Annotated in this window: 14 protein-coding genes; 2 read left to right on the plus strand and 12 right to left on the minus strand. The window is 68.9% G+C overall.

What is annotated here, in order from left to right:
* Window positions 1–375 precede the first annotated feature (375 nt).
* Entirely contained in the window at window positions 376–3,861 is a 3,486-nt protein-coding gene (gene rpoB, locus ACIRB1_RS30780) for a DNA-directed RNA polymerase subunit beta (protein ID WP_352184860.1), read from the plus strand.
* A 94-nt stretch (window positions 3,862–3,955) separates the two neighbouring features.
* Window positions 3,956–7,855 carry a DNA-directed RNA polymerase subunit beta' gene (locus tag ACIRB1_RS30785; protein ID WP_352184861.1) on the plus strand — a complete coding sequence of 1,300 codons (3,900 nt, stop codon included), beginning with the start codon at window positions 3,956–3,958 and terminating at the stop codon, window positions 7,853–7,855.
* Window positions 7,856–7,913: 58 nt separating this feature from the next.
* Here ACIRB1_RS30785 and ACIRB1_RS30790 read toward each other — a convergent pair whose 3' ends face one another.
* The 12 genes from ACIRB1_RS30790 to ACIRB1_RS30845 form a co-directional block, all read right to left on the minus strand.
* Window positions 7,914–8,180: a hypothetical protein gene (locus tag ACIRB1_RS30790; RefSeq protein WP_352184862.1), complete on the minus strand. Its 267-nt coding sequence runs from the start codon at window positions 8,178–8,180 to the stop codon at window positions 7,914–7,916.
* Window positions 8,177–8,452 (minus strand): hypothetical protein, encoded by a 276-nt coding sequence (locus ACIRB1_RS30795; protein WP_403467705.1) that lies wholly within the window; start codon window positions 8,450–8,452, stop codon window positions 8,177–8,179. Before ACIRB1_RS30795 ends, ACIRB1_RS30790 begins: the two co-directional genes overlap by 4 nt.
* A gap of 26 nt (window positions 8,453–8,478) precedes the next feature.
* A complete protein-coding gene (locus tag ACIRB1_RS30800; RefSeq protein ID WP_403467706.1) occupies window positions 8,479–9,348 on the minus strand; it encodes a peptidoglycan-binding protein in 870 nt (289 codons plus the stop codon).
* 115 nt (window positions 9,349–9,463) lie between these two features.
* Window positions 9,464–9,889, minus strand: a complete 426-nt coding sequence (locus ACIRB1_RS30805; protein ID WP_403467707.1) for an ATP-binding protein — start codon at window positions 9,887–9,889, stop codon at window positions 9,464–9,466.
* A gap of 13 nt (window positions 9,890–9,902) precedes the next feature.
* Window positions 9,903–10,598 (minus strand): hypothetical protein, encoded by a 696-nt coding sequence (locus tag ACIRB1_RS30810; RefSeq protein ID WP_403467708.1) that lies wholly within the window; start codon window positions 10,596–10,598, stop codon window positions 9,903–9,905.
* Window positions 10,598–11,731: a hypothetical protein gene (locus ACIRB1_RS30815; protein ID WP_403467709.1), complete on the minus strand. Its 1,134-nt coding sequence runs from the start codon at window positions 11,729–11,731 to the stop codon at window positions 10,598–10,600. The genes ACIRB1_RS30810 and ACIRB1_RS30815 overlap by 1 nt, the downstream gene beginning before the upstream one ends.
* A complete protein-coding gene (locus tag ACIRB1_RS30820) occupies window positions 11,728–12,828 on the minus strand; it encodes a hypothetical protein (protein ID WP_403467710.1) in 1,101 nt (366 codons plus the stop codon). Before ACIRB1_RS30820 ends, ACIRB1_RS30815 begins: the two co-directional genes overlap by 4 nt.
* Window positions 12,829–12,911: 83 nt before the next feature.
* Window positions 12,912–14,132 carry a hypothetical protein gene (locus tag ACIRB1_RS30825; RefSeq protein ID WP_403467711.1) on the minus strand — a complete coding sequence of 407 codons (1,221 nt, stop codon included), beginning with the start codon at window positions 14,130–14,132 and terminating at the stop codon, window positions 12,912–12,914.
* A gap of 102 nt (window positions 14,133–14,234) precedes the next feature.
* On the minus strand, window positions 14,235–15,428 hold the full coding sequence (locus ACIRB1_RS30830) for a hypothetical protein (RefSeq protein ID WP_403467712.1): 1,194 nt from the start codon (window positions 15,426–15,428) through the stop codon (window positions 14,235–14,237).
* 4 nt (window positions 15,429–15,432) lie between these two features.
* Window positions 15,433–16,362, minus strand: coding sequence for a phage distal tail protein (locus ACIRB1_RS30835; RefSeq protein ID WP_403467713.1), 930 nt, complete (start codon window positions 16,360–16,362; stop codon window positions 15,433–15,435).
* 208 nt (window positions 16,363–16,570) lie between these two features.
* The gene (locus tag ACIRB1_RS30840) at window positions 16,571–17,851 is read right to left on the minus strand and encodes a tape-measure protein (protein WP_403467714.1); all 1,281 of its coding nucleotides are present in this window, start codon (window positions 17,849–17,851) and stop codon (window positions 16,571–16,573) included.
* Window positions 17,848–19,044: a phage tail protein gene (locus ACIRB1_RS30845; protein WP_403467715.1), complete on the minus strand. Its 1,197-nt coding sequence runs from the start codon at window positions 19,042–19,044 to the stop codon at window positions 17,848–17,850. Before ACIRB1_RS30845 ends, ACIRB1_RS30840 begins: the two co-directional genes overlap by 4 nt.
* Window positions 19,045–19,077 lie beyond the last annotated feature (33 nt).

Genomic DNA, 19,077 nt, shown 5'->3' on the forward strand with positions numbered 1-19,077 from the left:
GGCCTTGACGAACCGCACGCAGCGCGCAATTCTCAGGACGCGTCGTCACAACGATCCGAATCCGAGGCATGGATCGGCGGCGAAGAGGGCAGTATCAACGCGTTGAGGACGTGAGCTTGCCGAGGGTGTTGAGCACGACGAGGGTCTCAAAAAAGCGGGGCTGGACATCAGTGCGCCGAGTGGCTACACTGACCCTTTGCGCTGCCTGTTAGCTGCTCCCTGCCCGTCACCAGGGGCATGCCCTCACTTGAGCATCGATGACCGGACCATCTCTGACCTGGCCTTTCCGGGCCGTCTCAGGAAGTCCGTGTCTCCTTGCCCCTGAGAGGGGCCGGTACGCGCGTAGTGAGTCCGAGCCCTCGGAAGGACCCCCTCTTGGCCGCCTCGCGCACTGCCTCGACCGCGAATATGAACAACGGCGCCAGCACCGCCCCGCTGCGCATCTCCTTTGCAAAGATCAAGGAGCCCCTCGAGGTTCCCAACCTGCTCGCGTTGCAGACCGAGAGCTTCGACTGGCTGCTCGGCAACACCGCCTGGCAGAGTCGGGTCGAGGCGGCTCTGGAGTCGGGTCAGGACGTCCCCACCAAGTCCGGTCTGGAGGAGATCTTCGAGGAGATCTCTCCGATCGAGGACTTCTCCGGGTCGATGTCGCTGACCTTCCGCGACCACCGTTTCGAACCTCCCAAGAACAGCATCGACGAGTGCAAGGAGCGCGACTTCACGTACGCCGCCCCGCTCTTCGTAACCGCTGAATTCACCAACAACGAGACCGGCGAGATCAAGTCCCAGACGGTCTTCATGGGCGACTTCCCGCTCATGACCAACAAGGGCACCTTCGTCATCAACGGCACCGAGCGTGTCGTCGTGTCGCAGCTGGTCCGTTCGCCGGGTGTCTACTTCGACTCCTCGATCGACAAGACGTCCGACAAGGACATCTTCTCCGCCAAGGTGATCCCGTCCCGGGGTGCCTGGCTGGAGATGGAGATCGACAAGCGCGACATGGTCGGTGTCCGCATCGACCGCAAGCGCAAGCAGTCCGTCACCGTCCTGCTCAAGGCTCTCGGTTGGACGACCGAGCAGATCCTCGAGGAGTTCGGCGAGTACGAGTCCATGCGCGCCACCCTGGAGAAGGACCACACCCAGGGCCAGGACGACGCGCTCCTCGACATCTACCGCAAGCTGCGTCCGGGCGAGCCCCCGACCCGCGAGGCCGCGCAGACGCTTCTGGAGAACCTCTACTTCAACCCGAAGCGCTACGACCTCGCCAAGGTCGGCCGCTACAAGGTCAACAAGAAGCTGGGCGGCGAAGCCCCGCTCGACGCCGGTGTGCTGACCGTCGAGGACATCATCTCGTCGATCAAGTACCTGGTGAAGCTGCACGCCGGTGAGACCGAGACCGTCGGTGACAACGGCACGACGATCGTCGTCGAGACCGACGACATCGACCACTTCGGCAACCGCCGTCTGCGCAACGTCGGCGAGCTCATCCAGAACCAGGTCCGTACGGGCCTGGCGCGTATGGAGCGTGTCGTCCGCGAGCGGATGACGACCCAGGACGTCGAGGCGATCACGCCGCAGACCCTGATCAACATCCGGCCGGTCGTCGCCTCCATCAAGGAGTTCTTCGGCACCAGCCAGCTGTCGCAGTTCATGGACCAGAACAACCCGCTGTCGGGTCTCACCCACAAGCGCCGTCTGTCGGCTCTTGGCCCGGGTGGTCTCTCCCGTGAGCGGGCCGGCTTCGAGGTCCGTGACGTGCACCCCTCGCACTACGGCCGCATGTGCCCGATCGAGACCCCTGAAGGCCCGAACATCGGCCTGATCGGCTCGCTCGCCTCCTACGGCCGGGTCAACGCGTTCGGTTTCGTCGAGACGCCGTACCGCCGGGTCACCGACGGTGTCGTCACCGACGAGGTCGACTACCTGACCGCCGACGAAGAGGACCGATTCGTCATCGCGCAGGCCAACGCGCCGCTCGGGGACGACTTCCGGTTCGAGGAGACCCGCGTCCTGGTCCGCCGCCGTGGCGGAGAGGTCGACTACGTCCCCGGTGACGACGTCGACTACATGGACGTCTCCCCGCGCCAGATGGTGTCCGTCGCGACCGCGATGATCCCGTTCCTGGAGCACGACGACGCCAACCGTGCCCTCATGGGCGCGAACATGATGCGTCAGGCGGTGCCGCTGATCAAGTCCGAGGCGCCGCTGGTCGGCACCGGCATGGAGTACCGCTGCGCGGTCGACGCCGGTGACGTCCTGAAGTCGGAGAAGGACGGTGTGGTCCAGGAGGTCTCCGCGGACTACATCACCACCGCCAACGACGACGGCACGTACACCACGTACCGCCTCGCGAAGTTCTCCCGCTCGAACCAGGGCACCTCCGTCAACCAGAAGGTTGTCGTGGACGAGGGCGCCCGGGTCATCGCCGGCCAGGTGCTGGCCGACGGTCCCGCGACCGAGTTCGGCGAGATGGCGCTCGGCAAGAACCTGCTCGTGGCGTTCATGCCCTGGGAGGGTCACAACTACGAGGACGCGATCATCCTGTCGCAGCGCCTCGTCCAGGACGACGTCCTCTCCTCGATCCACATCGAGGAGCACGAGGTCGACGCCCGTGACACCAAGCTGGGCCCCGAGGAGATCACCCGGGACATCCCGAACGTCTCCGAGGAGGTCCTCGCCGACCTCGACGAGCGCGGCATCATCCGGATCGGTGCCGAGGTCGTCGCCGGTGACATCCTCGTCGGCAAGGTCACGCCCAAGGGTGAGACCGAGCTGACCCCCGAGGAGCGCCTGCTCCGCGCGATCTTCGGTGAGAAGGCGCGCGAGGTGCGCGACACCTCGCTGAAGGTGCCGCACGGCGAGATCGGCAAGGTCATCGGCGTCCGCGTCTTCGACCGCGAGGAGGGCGACGAACTGCCGCCGGGCGTCAACCAGTTGGTCCGGGTGTATGTTGCGCAGAAGCGCAAGATCACCGACGGCGACAAGCTGGCCGGCCGACACGGCAACAAGGGTGTCATCTCGAAGATCCTGCCCATCGAGGACATGCCGTTCCTCGAGGACGGGACTCCGGTCGACATCATCCTGAACCCGCTGGGTGTCCCGTCCCGAATGAACCCGGGACAGGTCCTGGAGATCCACCTCGGCTGGCTCGCCAGCCGCGGCTGGGACGTCTCCGGGCTCGGCGAGGAATGGGCGCAGCGCCTACAGGCCATCGGTGCCGACCAGGTCGTCCCGGGTACGAACGTCGCCACCCCCGTCTTCGACGGTGCGCGTGAGGACGAGCTCGCGGGTCTGCTTCAGCACACGATCCCGAACCGCGACGGAGAGCGCATGGTGCTCCCGACCGGCAAGGCCCCGCTGTTCGACGGCCGCTCCGGCGAGCCGTTCCCGGAGCCGATCTCGGTCGGCTACATGTACATCCTGAAGCTGCACCACCTGGTCGACGACAAGCTGCACGCCCGTTCGACCGGTCCGTACTCGATGATCACCCAGCAGCCGCTGGGTGGTAAGGCGCAGTTCGGCGGTCAGCGCTTCGGCGAGATGGAGGTGTGGGCGCTGGAGGCATACGGCGCCGCGTACGCCCTCCAGGAGCTGCTCACCATCAAGTCCGACGACGTCACCGGCCGCGTGAAGGTCTACGAGGCCATCGTCAAGGGCGAGAACATCCCCGAGCCCGGCATCCCCGAGTCCTTCAAGGTGCTCATCAAGGAGATGCAGTCGCTCTGCCTGAACGTGGAGGTGCTGTCCAGTGACGGTATGTCCATCGAGATGCGTGACACCGACGAGGATGTCTTCCGCGCAGCGGAGGAGCTCGGCATCGACCTGTCCCGGCGCGAGCCGAGCAGCGTCGAAGAGGTCTGACGGGAGTCCGGAGACCTGCCGCGCGCAGGTCTCCGGCCCCAGGACCCCCGTATCAGACCCCAAGACTTACAACCCTGAGAGGGATTGACGCATAGTGCTCGACGTCAACTTCTTCGATGAGCTCCGGATCGGTCTGGCAACCGCTGACGACATCCGTCAGTGGAGCCACGGCGAGGTCAAGAAGCCCGAGACCATCAACTACCGCACGCTCAAGCCCGAAAAGGACGGACTCTTCTGCGAGAAGATCTTCGGTCCGACCCGGGACTGGGAGTGCTACTGCGGCAAGTACAAGCGCGTCCGCTTCAAGGGCATCATCTGTGAGCGCTGCGGCGTCGAGGTGACCCGCGCCAAGGTGCGCCGTGAGCGGATGGGCCACATCGAACTGGCCGCGCCCGTCACCCACATCTGGTACTTCAAGGGTGTCCCGTCCCGTCTGGGATACCTGCTCGACCTCGCCCCGAAGGACCTCGAGAAGGTCATCTACTTCGCGGCGTACATGATCACGTTCGTCGACGAAGAGCGCCGCACGCGTGACCTGCCCTCGCTGGAGGCGCACGTCTCCGTGGAGCGTCAGCAGGTCGAGAACCGGCGTGACTCCGACCTCGAGGCCCGTGCCAAGAAGCTCGAGACCGACCTGGCCGAGCTGGAGGCCGAGGGCGCCAAGGCCGACGTGCGCCGCAAGGTGCGCGAAGGCGCCGAGCGGGAGATGAAGCAGCTGCGCGACCGTGCGCAGCGCGAGATCGACCGCCTGGACGAGGTGTGGACCCGGTTCAAGAACCTCAAGGTCCAGGACCTCGAGGGCGACGAGCTCCTCTACCGCGAGCTGCGTGACCGCTTCGGCACGTACTTCGACGGTTCGATGGGTGCCGCGGCGCTCCAGAAGCGCCTGGAGTCCTTCGACCTCGACGAGGAGGCCGAGCGCCTCCGCGAGATCATCCGCACCGGCAAGGGCCAGAAGAAGACCCGTGCGCTGAAGCGGCTCAAGGTGGTGTCCGCGTTCCTGCAGACCTCCAACAGCCCCAAGGGCATGGTCCTCGACTGCGTCCCGGTCATCCCGCCGGACCTCCGCCCGATGGTGCAGCTGGACGGTGGCCGCTTCGCGACCTCCGACCTGAACGACCTGTACCGCCGTGTGATCAACCGCAACAACCGCCTGAAGCGCCTTCTCGACCTCGGTGCCCCCGAGATCATCGTGAACAACGAGAAGCGCATGCTCCAGGAGGCCGTCGACGCGCTCTTCGACAACGGCCGTCGTGGCCGCCCGGTGACGGGCCCCGGCAACCGTCCGCTGAAGTCGCTGTCCGACATGCTCAAGGGCAAGCAGGGTCGCTTCCGTCAGAACCTGCTCGGCAAGCGCGTGGACTACTCCGCGCGTTCCGTGATCGTCGTCGGTCCGCAGCTGAAGCTCCACCAGTGCGGTCTGCCGAAGGCCATGGCGCTGGAGCTCTTCAAGCCGTTCGTGATGAAGCGCCTGGTCGACCTGAACCACGCGCAGAACATCAAGTCGGCGAAGCGGATGGTCGAGCGCGGCCGCACGGTGGTCTACGACGTCCTCGAAGAGGTCATCGCGGAGCACCCGGTCCTGCTGAACCGTGCGCCCACGCTGCACCGCCTCGGCATCCAGGCCTTCGAGCCGCAGCTGGTCGAGGGCAAGGCCATCCAGATCCACCCGCTCGTCTGCACCGCGTTCAACGCGGACTTCGACGGTGACCAGATGGCCGTGCACCTGCCGCTCTCCGCGGAGGCGCAGGCCGAGGCCCGCATCCTGATGCTGTCCTCGAACAACATCCTGAAGCCCGCCGACGGCCGTCCGGTGACGATGCCGACCCAGGACATGGTCCTCGGTCTGTTCTTCCTCACCACCGACGGTGAGCTCCGCGACGTCAAGGGCGAGGGCCGCGCGTTCGGCTCCACGGCCGAGGCGACGATGGCGTTCGACGCCGGCGAGCTGGCGCTCCAGTCGCCCGTCGACATCCGCTTCCCGGTGGGCACCATCCCGCCGCGTGGCTGGGTGCCGCCGGTCCGCGAGGAGGGCGAGCCCGAGTGGCAGCAGGGTGACACCTTCCGCCTCCGTACGACCCTGGGCCGCGCGCTCTTCAACGAGCTGCTGCCCGAGGACTACCCGTTCGTCGACTACTCGGTGGGCAAGAAGCAGCTCTCCGAGATCGTCAACGACCTGGCCGAGCGCTACCCCAAGGTCATCGTGGCGGCGACGCTCGACAACCTGAAGGCGGCCGGCTTCTTCTGGGCGACCCGTTCCGGTGTCACCGTGGCCATCTCCGACGTCGTCGTTCCCGAGGCGAAGAAGGAGATCGTCAAGGGTTACGAGGCGCAGGACGAGAAGGTCCAGAAGCAGTACGAGCGCGGTCTGATCACCAAGGAAGAGCGCACTCAGGAGCTCATCGCGATCTGGACCAAGGCGACCAACGAGGTCGCCGAGGCGATGAACGCGAACTTCCCGAAGACCAACCCCATCTTCATGATGGTTGACTCGGGTGCCCGAGGAAACATGATGCAGATGCGTCAGATCGCCGGTATGCGTGGTCTGGTGTCGAACGCCAAGAACGAGACGATTCCCCGTCCCATCAAGGCGTCCTTCCGTGAAGGCCTGTCCGTGCTGGAGTACTTCATCTCCACCCACGGTGCCCGTAAGGGTCTGGCCGACACCGCGCTGCGTACCGCCGACTCGGGTTACCTCACCCGTCGTCTGGTCGACGTCTCCCAGGACGTCATCATCCGCGAGGAGGACTGCGGCACCGACCGCGGCCTCAAGCTGCACATCGCGGAGCGCGGCGCGGACGGCGTCCTGCGCAAGGCCGACAACGTCGAGACCAGCGTGTACGCCCGTGCGCTGGCCGAGGACATCACCGTCGACGGCAAGGTGCTGGCCCCGGCCAACACCGACCTCGGCGACGTCCTCATCGACGAGCTGGTCAAGCACGGCATCGAGACGGTCAAGACCCGCTCGGTCCTGACCTGCGAGTCCGCCGTCGGCACCTGCGCCATGTGCTACGGCCGCTCGCTGGCCACCGGCAAGCTGGTCGACATCGGTGAGGCGGTCGGCATCATCGCCGCCCAGTCCATCGGTGAGCCCGGCACGCAGCTGACGATGCGTACCTTCCACACCGGTGGTGTGGCCGGTGACGACATCACCCAGGGTCTGCCCCGTGTCGTCGAGCTCTTCGAGGCTCGTACGCCGAAGGGTGTCGCCCCGATCTCCGAGGCCCAGGGCCGCGTGCGGATCGAGGAGACCGAGAAGACCAAGAAGATCGTCGTCACCCCGGACGACGGCAGCGACGAGACGGCGTTCCCGATCTCGAAACGTGCCCGTCTTCTGGTCAGCGAGGGCGAGCACGTCGAGGTGGGCCAGAAGCTCACCGTGGGTGCCACCAACCCGCACGACGTGCTGCGCATCCTGGGTCAGCGTGCCGTCCAGGTCCACCTGGTCGGCGAGGTCCAGAAGGTGTACAACTCGCAGGGTGTGTCGATCCACGACAAGCACATCGAGATCATCATCCGGCAGATGCTCCGCCGTGTGACGATCATCGAGTCCGGCGACGCCGAGCTGCTGCCCGGCGAGCTGGTCGAGCGCTCCCGCTTCGAGCAGGAGAACCGTCGTGTGGTGCAGGAGGGCGGTCACCCGGCCTCCGGTCGTCCGCAGCTCATGGGTATCACCAAGGCCTCGCTGGCCACGGAGTCCTGGCTGTCGGCGGCGTCCTTCCAGGAGACGACCAGGGTTCTGACGGACGCGGCGATCAACGCCAAGTCCGACTCCCTGATCGGCCTCAAGGAGAACGTCATCATCGGTAAGCTCATCCCGGCCGGTACGGGCCTGTCCCGCTACCGCAACATCCGGGTCGAGCCGACCGAGGAAGCCAAGGCCGCGATGTACTCGGCCGTCGGCTACGACGACATCGACTACTCGCCGTTCGGCACGGGCTCCGGCCAGGCCGTCCCGCTGGAGGACTACGACTACGGTCCGTACAACCAGTGAGTAGCTGAAACGAGTCGAAGGGCGGCACCCCGTGCGGGGTGCCGCCCTTCGGCGTTTCTCAGTGCGGTGTCAGCTCCCAGGCCGTGACCACCACCGTGGCGATCGCGGCCAGGGCGCCGATGCTGGCGAGCGGCCAGCGGGAGCGTTCCAGGGCGTCCAGCCGCTGTTCGTGGTCGGCGAGCTGGCGGTCGGTCTGGTCGCTGCGCTGGACCAGCAGCGCGAGCGAGCCGTCGACGCGGGCGAAGCCGGCCTCGACGGTTCCGCGCAGCCGTTCCAGTTCCACGGCGACGGCGAGCGGGTCGGACAGGGAGGAGGATTCGTTCACATGTCCTCCCGTCCCGGCTCGGCCTTGACCAGCTTCAGCAGCGCGCCGTCCCCGGCCGCGGGCACGTCGGTGCGCAGCCAGGAGGGCAGCAGGGCCTGTACGGCGGGCAGGGCCATGACCCTGGTGACGCCGGCGGCGACGGCCAGCGCCGCGGCCACCCAGGGCAGGGTGTCCGGGACACCGGCGGCGTCGACGACCGCCGGGAGCAGGACACACAGGCCGACAGCGGTCTGTAGAACGGTACGGAGGGTGCGCTTGGCGGCCTCTGACATGGGTGGACCTCGTCCTTCCGAGCGGTTCAGGAGCTGTACGGGACTTTCAGCGCGGCCCAGGAGGTGGCGCCGGGCCAGCCGTCGGCGGCGGTGCCGGTGTAGCCGAGCTTGCGCTGCCACTTGGCGTAGGAGGCGCGGTCCGCGGTGGTCCACCGGGGGCCGGGACCTGTGGTGTACGCCGAGCAGCCGACGGCGACCAGGCGCTTGCCCATCGCGGTGACGATCGCGGACTCGGGGTTCTTCTTGAACCAGTCCGCGCCGGGGAAGGGCTGGTGGGCCGGTTTGGCGGGCGGGGTGACCTTGGTGCCGAGGCGGGTGGCGACGCGGCTGCGGAAGCCGGCCATCGTGAAGCCCCGCGGGTCGATCTTGGTGTTCGTCCACTCCTTGTGGCCGATCACCGAGTGGGCGTTCCAGCCGTGTGCCCGGCAGAGTGCGGCCGAGGCCCGGACCATCGCGTCCAGCTGGACCGCGGGCCAGGGGTCCTTGCCGTCGCCGAGGTTGACGCACTCGAAGCCGTAGAAGTGGACGTTGCCGTCCGTGTCGTTCCGGTTCGGGGCGGGGAGGGTGGGGCTCTGGGCGATGACGGCCTTCAGTACGGCGCCGTCGCCGCTGCCCGCGTGGTTGGCTCGGCCGTTGCCGACGAGGTGGACGGTGCCGTCCTTGGCGATGACGCCGTGGCAGAGGGGGCCGGGGAGTTCCGAGTGGCCGTTGTAGCAGAGGTTGACGGAGGGGGTGGTGCCGGTGGTGACGGTGTGGTGGATGACGACGCCGTTCACTGGGCCCCAACTGCCTTTGCTGTTGCGGTTGTTGGTGCGCCAGCCGGGGTGTTCGACGACGGTGATGCCCTCGGCTTTGAGGGCTGCGATCAGGGTGTCCGGGGAGAGGGGTTGGGCCATGGGGTGCCTTCTTGGTCGGCGGGGTGGGCATGAAAAAACCCGGGCCTGGGGTGGGGGCTCGGGTTGTGTGCGGGGTGCGGGTGGGTGGGGGCTGGTCGCGCAGTTCCCCGCGCCCCTAGGGAGTTGCCGCTGCTGTTGGTTCGCCGTTGCCGTTGCCGTCGCCGTCTCCCGGGGGCGTGTCCGGTGGGGTCCACTTGGCGCAGAGGGTTGTGTATGCCGCCGTGTTGTCCACGAAGTTGGCCAGGGCTGCGGCGACCGCCTGTTGGGCCGCTGTGGGGTCGGGGACCACCGGGTTGGTGCCGACCGGGAGGACGGTGACGCGGCCGCTGCCGCGGAGGGTGGCGGCGCCGGGGCCGGACTCGGTGAACTGGGCGGTGACGGTGACCGGGGAGTAGAGGCCGGTGACCGAGTCGGGGGCGATGACGCTGTTGTAGCTGGAGTCGGAGACGTTGACGTAGACGGTGTGGCCGGCCTCGGTGATGGTGGCGCGGCCCGCGAAGTCGATGGCGAGGCCCCAGGGCTGGGTGGGGTCGATGTCCATGGGCTGTCCTTCCTCAGGTCTGGCGGCCGTACATCAGTACGGGGTTGACGTAGACGGTGCCGGAGGCGCTGGTGACCTGGGCCTGGACCTCGACCTTGAGCAGGCCGCCGTAGGCCGCGGAGAAGTCGGAGGCGACCGGGCCCGACTGGTCGAAGTCGGCGCCGGCGGCGACGACGGTGCCCCACTGGGCGCCGTTGACGAGGAGCTGGACGGAGCCGGTGGCGCCGGAGCTGGCGCGGGTGTTCATGAGGAGCCGCATCTTCGGCTGCCAGACGACGTTGTAGGACATCGCGATGGTCGTCATCGTGGTCGCCGTAGTCTGCGGCCAGCGGGTGACGGCCGCGTCCTGCGGCGGCAGCAGGTTCAGCCAGGGCCGGGCGAGACCGCCGGTGGCGACGTCGTCCGAGATCAGCTCGCGCTCGGCGATGTCGTAGATCCGCAGGGGCTGGGCGGAGGTGGCGGTGCCGTCGCCGTTGTACATGCTCATGGCGCGGGTGCCGGTCTGGCGGCGGAGTTCCATGCGGTACTCGCTGGTGCCGGGCCACTTGCCGACCTTGAAGATCGGGGAGCCGGTGGCCGGGCCGACCTCCAGGGTGCCGCCGGAGACGGTGTTGAGGGCGGGGCGGGTGTTGACGGCGGTGGAGAGCTGCTGGATGCGGCGCTCCATCTGGGTGAGCCGGTCGATGATGTCCTCGGGGAGCTGGGGCATCAGACCTCCTCCAGGTAGAGGTCGGCGGTGTCGGGCCGGCCGCGCTGGGCGGGGCTGACCTTGACGCCGATGATCCGGTAGCGGGTGTCGAGGCCCTCGGCGTACCACTCGTCGGTGATCCGGATGCGGGCCGTGCGGCCGATCAGCGCGGACGGGACCAGGTCGTCGAGGCGGACGCTGATCTCGGGGATCACCACCGCGCCGGTCGCGGCGGCCAGTTCGGTGCGGGCGAGGGCGGTCAGGGTGGCCGTGTCGGTGATGTCGTTGTGGTCCGAGGTCAGGTCGATGCGGGGATAACCCGCTTGTCCGATCAGGTCGTTGGCCACCGCGACCGTCGAGCAGAGCGGCCGGGACTCGCTGGCCTGGTCGCTGTTGGTGGAGGCGCCGCGGGCCCGGTCGGTGGTGCCGCCGCGGGTCGCGTCGCGCGGGAAGGAGTACGCCAGGATCGTGCCCGGGCGGTCCATCACCAGGTCGGTGGCGCCGGTGAGGATCTTCGGGCTGCCGAGCCGGAGGCGGCGCACCCGGGCGCCGGTCGTCGGGTCCGTGTACACCGAGATGTAGTGCTCGAAGCCGTTCTCCAGCGCGGCCAGGGCGTCCAGCGCGTCGAGGTAGACCGTCTCGTCGCCGTCGCGGTAGCTCGCCGAGCGGGTCACGCCGGAGGTCTCGGTGCCGTAGGTGACGCCGATGTCGCCGCCGGGCAGCGCGGTCTGGAGGTCGGTCCACAGGGCCCGGGCCACATCCAACTGGTCACCGTGGAGCGCCAGTTGGTAGTCCTCGTCGTACTCCGGTGTGGGCGCCCGGATCACGCGCCGTCCCGCGTACGACTCGAAGGTCGCCGCCTGGACACCGAGGGTGAGGACGCCCTGGTCGTCGCTCTGGAGGGTGCTGGTCCAGACGATGCCGCCCCACCACAGGTCGCTGCCGCGCTGGAGGTAGACCGAGGTGCGGCCCTCCTCGATCCGGCGGACCCGGGCGGCCATCGCCGCGTCCGGCACCGGGATGGTGCCCGAGAGCGAGCCGGCCTTGCCGATGTAGTCGTCGACGGTGACATCGCGCAGCGGCAGGATGTCGATGGTGTTGTCGGTGCGCAGGTCGCAGAAGATCGCCCGGTAGGGCGTGTTGACGGTGGTCATACGGCGGCCTCGTAGGTCGCCGACCCGAAGATGGTGTGGCCGTTCGCCCAGGTCCACGGGGAGAGGGAGTCCACTCCACCGGTGTTGGTGAGGGCGACGGCCGTGCCCTGGCCTGAGGAGGTGACGAGCTCGAAGGTCCCGGTGGTGGTGGGGTAGAGCCGGGCCATGACGCGGTTGCCCGCGGTGTTGGCCGACAGTTCGGCGAAGCCGATCGACATCCGGGTCGCGGCCGCGGCGACCGGCAGCGAGAAGCGCCAGTTGTCGTTGGTGGTGGGGTTGGTGCCGAAGGTGGTGGTGCTGCCGAAGATGATCTGGAAGTTCAGGTGCACGGTCGTACCGAACTTCACGTACCGGCAGCTCACCGAGGCGTTGCCGAAGGACGGGGTCGCCGAACCGCTGTTGGTGGTCCAGGCCGGGGTCCAGCTCTGCCAGGTCGGCAGCACCGGGTAGTCGGACCAGGCGGTGCCGTTCCAGCGCTGCAACTGGCCGCTCACGTCCCGGTACTGGCCCGGGTAGGCGCCGTTCGCGGTGTCGGTGGTGACCGGGAGGATGCCGCCGAGGCCGACCGTCGCGTTGCGGACGCCGGTGAGGGCGGTGGCCCAGGCGATGCCGCCGGTGCCCGCGCTCGTGTTCTTCGGTACGGCGATCTGGTAGAGCGGGATGGCGAGGTCGGGGGTGGCCGGGACCGCCGGGGTGGCCGCGGGGGTGCCCTGGACGATCTCGACGACGGCCTCGCTGCGGCCCGAGCCGTCGTAGAGGTCGTCGTAGATCCGCAGGACGAGCAGGTCGATCCGGCCGTACTGGGCGTCGCCGTCGGCGAAGGTGACGTTCAGGTACTCGGTCAGGGCGACCGGGTAGGCGCCGCGGCTGTCGGTGGACTGGATGACCGCGCGGCCGGGGCTGACCGAGGCGCGCATGCTGCTCGCGGTGCCGGTCAGGGTGAAGCCGGTGATGCGGAACTGGCCGTCGGGGGAGCCCGGGAGGATGCCGGAGCGGGTGGCGACGGGCGAGGTGGGGGTGAGGGCACCGAGCGAGACGAGCCGGGTGTCCTCGCGGGTCTGGCTGTCCGGGGAGAGCCAGCCGGAGCGAACGGCCATGGTCGAACTCCAATCAATGAGTGGGTGGTTGAGGGGATGTCAGAGGACTGGCTCCACGCGTCGCAGCTGTCCGCGACGAACCGTCACGACGCGGACTCGTACGTGCCGTGGATCGACAGCACGTCGCCGACCGCCCAGGCGTAGGGCAGCGACTTGTCCCAGATGCCGGTGCTGGTGCCGGAGGTGTCGCGCAGCGAGCGGACGTAGCCGACACCGCTGGTCGACGTGAGCAGGCCGCTGCCCTGGTAGAAGAGCAGCGCCGACGAGTCGTAGGCCTCCGCGTTCAGCACCCGGCCGTCGAGCTTCCACGCGGTGCCGTTCGGCGCGAACGGCAGCCGGAACGTCCAGTTCGCGTTCGCGTCCTGGGCGGCCAGGTTGGTCGTCGAGCCGATCTTCAGATAGATCCGGACGTGCACGACCGTCCCGAGCTTCGCGTACGACCCCGCCAGCGTGCCGTTGCCGACCACGGGCGCGGCGCCGGTCTCGGCTCCCCACACCGGGGTGTAGTCCGTCCAGGTCGGCGCGGGCAGGTAGTTCACCCAGGCGGTGCCGTTCCAGCGCTGGAGCACACCGCCGGAGGTGTCGCGGTACTGGCCGGTGTAGCTCGCGGTGGTGACCGCGCCGGCCGGGGCGATCCCGCCCAGGGCGCTCGGGTACGACACCCAGGCCGAGCCGTCCCAGCGCTGAAGCGCCCCGCCCGAGTCGCGGAACTGGCCCGGATAGGCGCCGTTGCCGGTCTCGCCGTACGCCGGGAGGATGCCGCCGACCGCCACGACGGGGGTGCGCAGGTCGGTGACGTCGGTGCTCCAGGTGATACCGCCCCTGCCCGCGCTGATGCCCGCGGCGACCCTGACCTGGTAGAGCGCGAGGCCGATGCCGGGGATCACCGGGGCGACGGGGGTGGCGGCCGGGGTGCCCTTGATGATCTCCAGGGCGGCCTTCGTCTGGCCGGAGTTGTCGTAGAGCGAGTCGTAGATCCGCAGGACGACCAGGTCGATACGGGGGTTGGTGGCGTCGCCGTCGGTGAAGGTCAGGGCGGACGGCTCGGGGAGGGTGACCGGGTAGGCGCCCCGGGTGGCGCCCGCCGCGATGACGGCGCGTCCCTCGTGGACCGTCGCCGACATGGCGCCCGCCGCGCCCTCCAGCCAGAAGCCGGACATGCGGTAGAGGCCGTCGTACGAACCCGGGAGGATGCCGGAGCGGACCTCCAGGGGATTGACGGGAGTGGTCGCGCCGAGCTGGGTCAGACGGGTGTCCTCGCGGGTCTGGCCGGTCTCGGCCACCCATGCGCTGCGGAGGTTCATGTACGGGCTCCTGTGGTGGAGGGGGTGAGATGGTGGGGCTGCGGTGCGTGGGCCGTCCCGGTCGATCCCCGGCGGGGCGACTGGCCCCGGACGCGCGGCGGTTCAGGTGCGCAGCCACTCCGCGGCGAAGCTGGTGGCGTAGCCCGAGCCGCCGAGGGTGGTGAGGGTGGTGCCGGAGTTCTGGAGGCCGTGGAGGGCGAGCTTGTCGCCCGCCGCGCACTTGAGGAGGGCCGTGCCGGTGACGCTGGTGGCGCCCGGGCCGGCTCCCACCAGCCAGGTGGCGCGGGGGACTCCGGCGCCGTTCTGGTGGATCCGGGCGCCGCGCGAACCGGTCGTGGACTCGTTGAACCAGGTGAGGGTGCAGCTCACCCGCCACCAGCCCGCCCTCGGCACGGTGTAGGTGTTCGACCCCGACCAGCCGGTGACGTCGTCGACGTCCGTCGTCTGGAGGGTGATCTGCGTCCAGGGGCCGGAGGTGACGGACTGGGCGGTGGTCTGCTCCACGCTCAGCAGGATCTTTGAACGACCCTCCGCGTACTGCCAGTTGGAGCCGTCCCAGCGCTGAAGGAGACCGGACGCGTTCTCCTGGTACTGACCGGCGTAACTGCCCGTCGTCAGCGCCCCGATGGGCGCGATGCCGCCCACCGCCTTCGGGTACGACACCCAGGCCGAGCCGTCCCACCGCTGGAACGTGCCCGGGGTGTCGCGGTACTGCCCGGGATAGGCGCCCTCGAAGCCCGACGCCGGGACGATCCCGCCCAACGCGGCCGTGGAATAACGGAGGTTGGTGACCGCCGTGGTCCACGACAGACCGCCGTTCCCCGCCGAGGCGCCGGCCGGGACCGCTATCCGGTAGAGGGGGACGGCGTTGCCGTTCGGGGTGACGGGGGCGGTGGGGACGGCCGCCGGGGTGCCCTTGACCAGCCGTAACAGCGCGGTGGTCGAGCCCGTTCCGTCGTAGTCGTCGTCCAGTACGGCGAGTTCGACCAGGTCGATCCGGCCGTACTGGGCGTCGCCGTCCGGCACGGTCAGGGTCTCGGGATCGGTCACCGCGACCGGATAGGCGCCCTGGAGGATGCGGGAGCTCTGGACGAAGGCGCGGCCGGTGCCGATCGTGAACGTCATCGTCCCGGTGGCGCCGGTGAGCGCGAAACCGCCGGGGACGATGCCGCCGCGTGCCTTCAGGGGGACGTTCTCGGCCGTGCTCGCGTTGATGGTGAGCAGGCCGGAGAGGGTCAGCCGGGTGTCCTCACGAGTCTGGTCGCCCGGCGTGAGCCAGGCCGCTCTGACCGTCATGCGATCACCACTCCGCCGAGCGCCAGCGCACCGAGAGCTGCGCGCCCGTGTCGTAGGTGTCGGGGCGGAACGCCAGCTCGGCGCGGCCCGGTTCGAAGGCGAAGAGCTCCTCGGGGCTGCTGTCCGCCGCCGCGGTGTGGCGCCGGGAGGCGGTGGCGTTGAGGGTGACCGTGCCGGCCGCCGTGTCCACGACGAGTTCGTCGCCGGCGGCGAGTCCGATCTCGTAGCGCAGCCGCCGGCCCGACGTCCGGTCGGTGACGGTCGGGTTGGTGCAGGGGCCGGTGAAGGTCAGGACCGGATGCGTGGGCGCCGAACCGGAGTTGTCGGCGCCGACGTCTCCCGTGGACGATGCCTGGCCCCAGTACAGCGGCCAGGTCAGCGGCCAGGTGAGGCCGCTCTCCGGCTGCGGGGCGCCGGTGACGGCGGTCTGCTCGTCGACGGTGTAGCGGCGCGGATCGGTGGCGTACCACTGCACGGAGGCCTTGGAGACGCCCTGTGTGGTGTACGTCCGGTCGGCGGCCAGCACGCGCTGACTCACCCGGGCCCGGACGGCCAGGGTCTCGCCGTGCAGCCGTACCGCCAGCCAGCGTTCGGAGTCGCCGAGCAGCAGGGCCTGGCGCAGGGCGCGGGTCGCGGCGAGCGAGGACGCGGTGTCGTCGCTCGGGGGCACGGTCCACACCGAGCCGCCGACCTTGCGGGGCTTGGCGTACCGTGCGCCCGGCCAGGCGCCGTGCGCGGTGGGGTGATCGGCGTCGGTCGTGTCGTAGTCCGGCAGGTCCTCCCACCCGGTCAGTCCGTCACTGCCGATCTCGTACGGCGTACCGGGGCCGAGCAGCAGGCCCGCCCACTGGAGTTGGCCGTCGCGGGTGATGAGGGTGCCGGGGGGGATGTCGTCGGTGGTCGTGGTGGATGGGGTGGTCGTGAGATCGGGCATGGGGCGTCACCTCGCTGGGGTGGGTGGGGCAGGGGGGTTGGGGGCGTGGTGGCTTCGCCGGGAGGTTGTTCGTCGGCTGCGGGTGCGTTGTGGCTGGTCGCGCAGTTCCCCGCGCCCCTTAGGGGGTGAGGCTGGGCCGGGGTGGAGTGGTTGCGCGTTGCCCGCGCCCCTAGGGGGTGTTGCTGGGCCGGGGTTGAGTGGTTGCGGTTTACCTTCGGGCGGCTGCGTGGGCGGTGGCCAGGAAGAGGAGGTCGGTTGCGGTGCCGTGGGCGCCGGTGCCGTTGCTCTCGTAAAACTCCTTGATGTGGTGGGCGCGTTGGGTGTGCCGGGATGTGCGGGTGCGGGCGGCGAGGGCGCGTTGGCGGTCGAGGGCCGTGAGGGAGAGGACCTTGCCGGTGCGGGCGCCGGGGACCGCGATGCCGCCCTCCGCGAGCATCGGGATCTTGCTCAGGTGCACCCCGAACTTCTTGCCGAGGATGCTGAAGCTGAGCTTGTTCAGGCCGTCGATCACCCAGTTCGCGAAGGCGACCAGGCCCTCGATCGGACCCTTCACGACCCCGGCGACGGTCTGGGCGCCGGTGGTGACGAACTGGCCCATCGCGCGCAGGGTGTTGCTGGTGGCGTTCTTGATCCGGGTGAAGCCGGCCGGGATGTCCTTGGTGATCCAGTTCAGGACCGGCTTGACGGCGTTCTTGAAGCCGCTCCAGATCGCGGACACCCTGCCGCTCAGGGCGCGGGTGTCGCCGGTGGTCAGCGCCTTGAGGACGGCGAAGCCGGTGCCGATGACCGTGCCGAGGGCGGAGAGGGTGGTGGTGATCAGGGTGAGGTAGCCGGTGACGTACGTGTTCACCGCGCTCGCGATCAGCTTCAGGATCGGGCCGAGGATCGTGAGGTAGCTCTGGACGTACTTCAGGATCAGCGTGGCCAGTTGGTCCATCAGGCGCCGGCCGGTCTCGGAGTTCAGGGCGATGTCCAGCAGCCAGCCGGCCAGGGGGAGCAGGATGCCGGCGACGAAGCCGAGGGGGTTGGCCCGGGTGACGGCGTTGATGATGATCATCACGCCGGAGCCGATCGTCATCGCCGTACCGAAGGTGTCGAGGAGACCGCCCAGGACACCGGACGCGGCGATGAGGGTGCCGACCACGGCGAAGACACCGCCCAGGCCGGTGCTGAGCCTGCCGAGGGCCTTCTTGGCCGAACTGACCCTGGTGGCGGTCGACTTGATGCCGGAGGCCGCGGTGGTCGCGGTCTGCCCGGTCCTGGTGACGGAACGGGCCGCGGTGTCCGCGTTCGTCTTGAGCTGCTGTACGGCGGTGGCGCCCTGGGCCGCGGGTGCGGCGACGCGGTCGAGGTCGGCGGCGGCGCCGGTGACGCGTTGGGCGAAGGACCGTACTCCGGACTGGGCCTGGTCGACCCTGGTCCGGAAGGAACGCAGGGCGGGGACGGCACCGGCGAGGGGGTCGCGGAGCGGGCCGGCCGCGCCGCTCATCCGCGTGCCTTCGCCAGGAACATCAGCGCGTCGGCGGTGCTCTGCGGGGTGCTGGTCTGGGCCGCGTAGTAGTTCTCGATGTGCAGCGCGCTGCCGTCGGTGCCGGACATCCCGGCGTACGCCTGCCCGCGTGAGGCCGCGGCCTTGAGCAGCCGGTCGAGCTTGCTGAGCGGCAGGACGGCCTCCGCCTCGCCGGCCTCGGCCAGGAGCGCCGGGACACCGCCGGAACGGGGCATCACGACACCGCCGGAGGCCAGCGCGGGAATCCTCGGCAGGCTGACGCCGAAGGTCTTGCCGCCGACCATCGGGACCCAGCCGGGGATGGAGACGTGGATGCCGTTGAGGGCGCCGATCGCGCGGTTGATGAGCCCGATGACGGCGTTGATCGGGTCGCGGACCGCGCCCTTGATGCCGTTGAAGGCCTGGCCGGCGATGCCCTTCAGTCCGCCCCAGATGCTGGACAGCCGGTCCTTCACGGCCCGGAAGGCGTCCGGGATCGCGGACTTGACCCAGCTCACGACCGGCGAGATGACGGCCTTGATGCCCTTCCAGACGTTCGAGACGACCGTACCGATCGCCTTCAGGACGCCGGTGATGATCGACTTCCATACGTTGACGTAGGTCCTGATCACCGTGGCGACGGCCTTGACGATGTTCGTGATCGCCGTCTTGATCCCGCTCCACACCGACTTGATCAGCTTGCCCGCGTTCTTCATGATCGGCTCGATGGCCTTCATGACGCTGCTGATCACGGACTTGATGACCTCGAAGGCCTGCTTCAGGACCTTCTGCATGGTCTTGGAGTTGGTCACCATGTCGATGACCTTTGAGATGAGTGGCTGGAGCAGGCTCATGAGCATGCCGAAGAAGTTGCCCTTCATCGACTTGTTCATCTTGTCCTGGCCGGTGGCCGCTTTGCCCGCACCGGATTCGTACTTGCCGAGATTGACACCGGCGCTCGAGCCCGTCTTGCCGGCCTTGGCGAGGGACACCTCGGCCCGGTCGGAGGCGGTCTTGAGGTCTTTCAGCTCCTTCCCGGAGCCCTGGGCGGCGGTCTTGAACTGCTTGAGCTGACCTTCACCGGACTTCGCCTTGTCACCGACGCCTTTGACGGCGGTACCGGCCGTGCCCGCCTGGGTCTGGAAGTTCTTGAGTCCGGTCGATGATCTGCTGAGTGCCTGAACGAGGGACATCTGTTCTCTGGTCCTTTCGCGGTCGGGGTGCAT

The organism is Streptomyces sp. NPDC096013, assembly GCF_044763565.1.
In the GTDB taxonomy this organism is placed as follows: domain Bacteria; phylum Actinomycetota; class Actinomycetes; order Streptomycetales; family Streptomycetaceae; genus Streptomyces.

Excerpts from the sequence above, each read along its gene's own strand:
- ACIRB1_RS30835 (WP_403467713.1), bottom strand. The coding sequence starts at position 16,362 with ATGCCCGATCTCACGACCACCCCATCCACCACGACCACCGACGACATC.
- ACIRB1_RS30815 (WP_403467709.1), bottom strand. The coding sequence starts at position 11,731 with ATGACCACCGTCAACACGCCCTACCGGGCGATCTTCTGCGACCTGCGC.
- ACIRB1_RS30825 (WP_403467711.1), bottom strand. The coding sequence starts at position 14,132 with ATGAACCTCCGCAGCGCATGGGTGGCCGAGACCGGCCAGACCCGCGAG.
- ACIRB1_RS30845 (WP_403467715.1), bottom strand. The coding sequence starts at position 19,044 with ATGTCCCTCGTTCAGGCACTCAGCAGATCATCGACCGGACTCAAGAAC.
- ACIRB1_RS30840 (WP_403467714.1), bottom strand. The coding sequence starts at position 17,851 with ATGAGCGGCGCGGCCGGCCCGCTCCGCGACCCCCTCGCCGGTGCCGTC.
- ACIRB1_RS30805 (WP_403467707.1), bottom strand. The coding sequence starts at position 9,889 with ATGGACATCGACCCCACCCAGCCCTGGGGCCTCGCCATCGACTTCGCG.
- ACIRB1_RS30830 (WP_403467712.1), bottom strand. The coding sequence starts at position 15,428 with ATGACGGTCAGAGCGGCCTGGCTCACGCCGGGCGACCAGACTCGTGAG.
- ACIRB1_RS30800 (WP_403467706.1), bottom strand. The coding sequence starts at position 9,348 with ATGGCCCAACCCCTCTCCCCGGACACCCTGATCGCAGCCCTCAAAGCC.
- ACIRB1_RS30795 (WP_403467705.1), bottom strand. The coding sequence starts at position 8,452 with ATGTCAGAGGCCGCCAAGCGCACCCTCCGTACCGTTCTACAGACCGCT.
- ACIRB1_RS30820 (WP_403467710.1), bottom strand. The coding sequence starts at position 12,828 with ATGGCCGTTCGCTCCGGCTGGCTCTCCCCGGACAGCCAGACCCGCGAG.
- ACIRB1_RS30810 (WP_403467708.1), bottom strand. The coding sequence starts at position 10,598 with ATGCCCCAGCTCCCCGAGGACATCATCGACCGGCTCACCCAGATGGAG.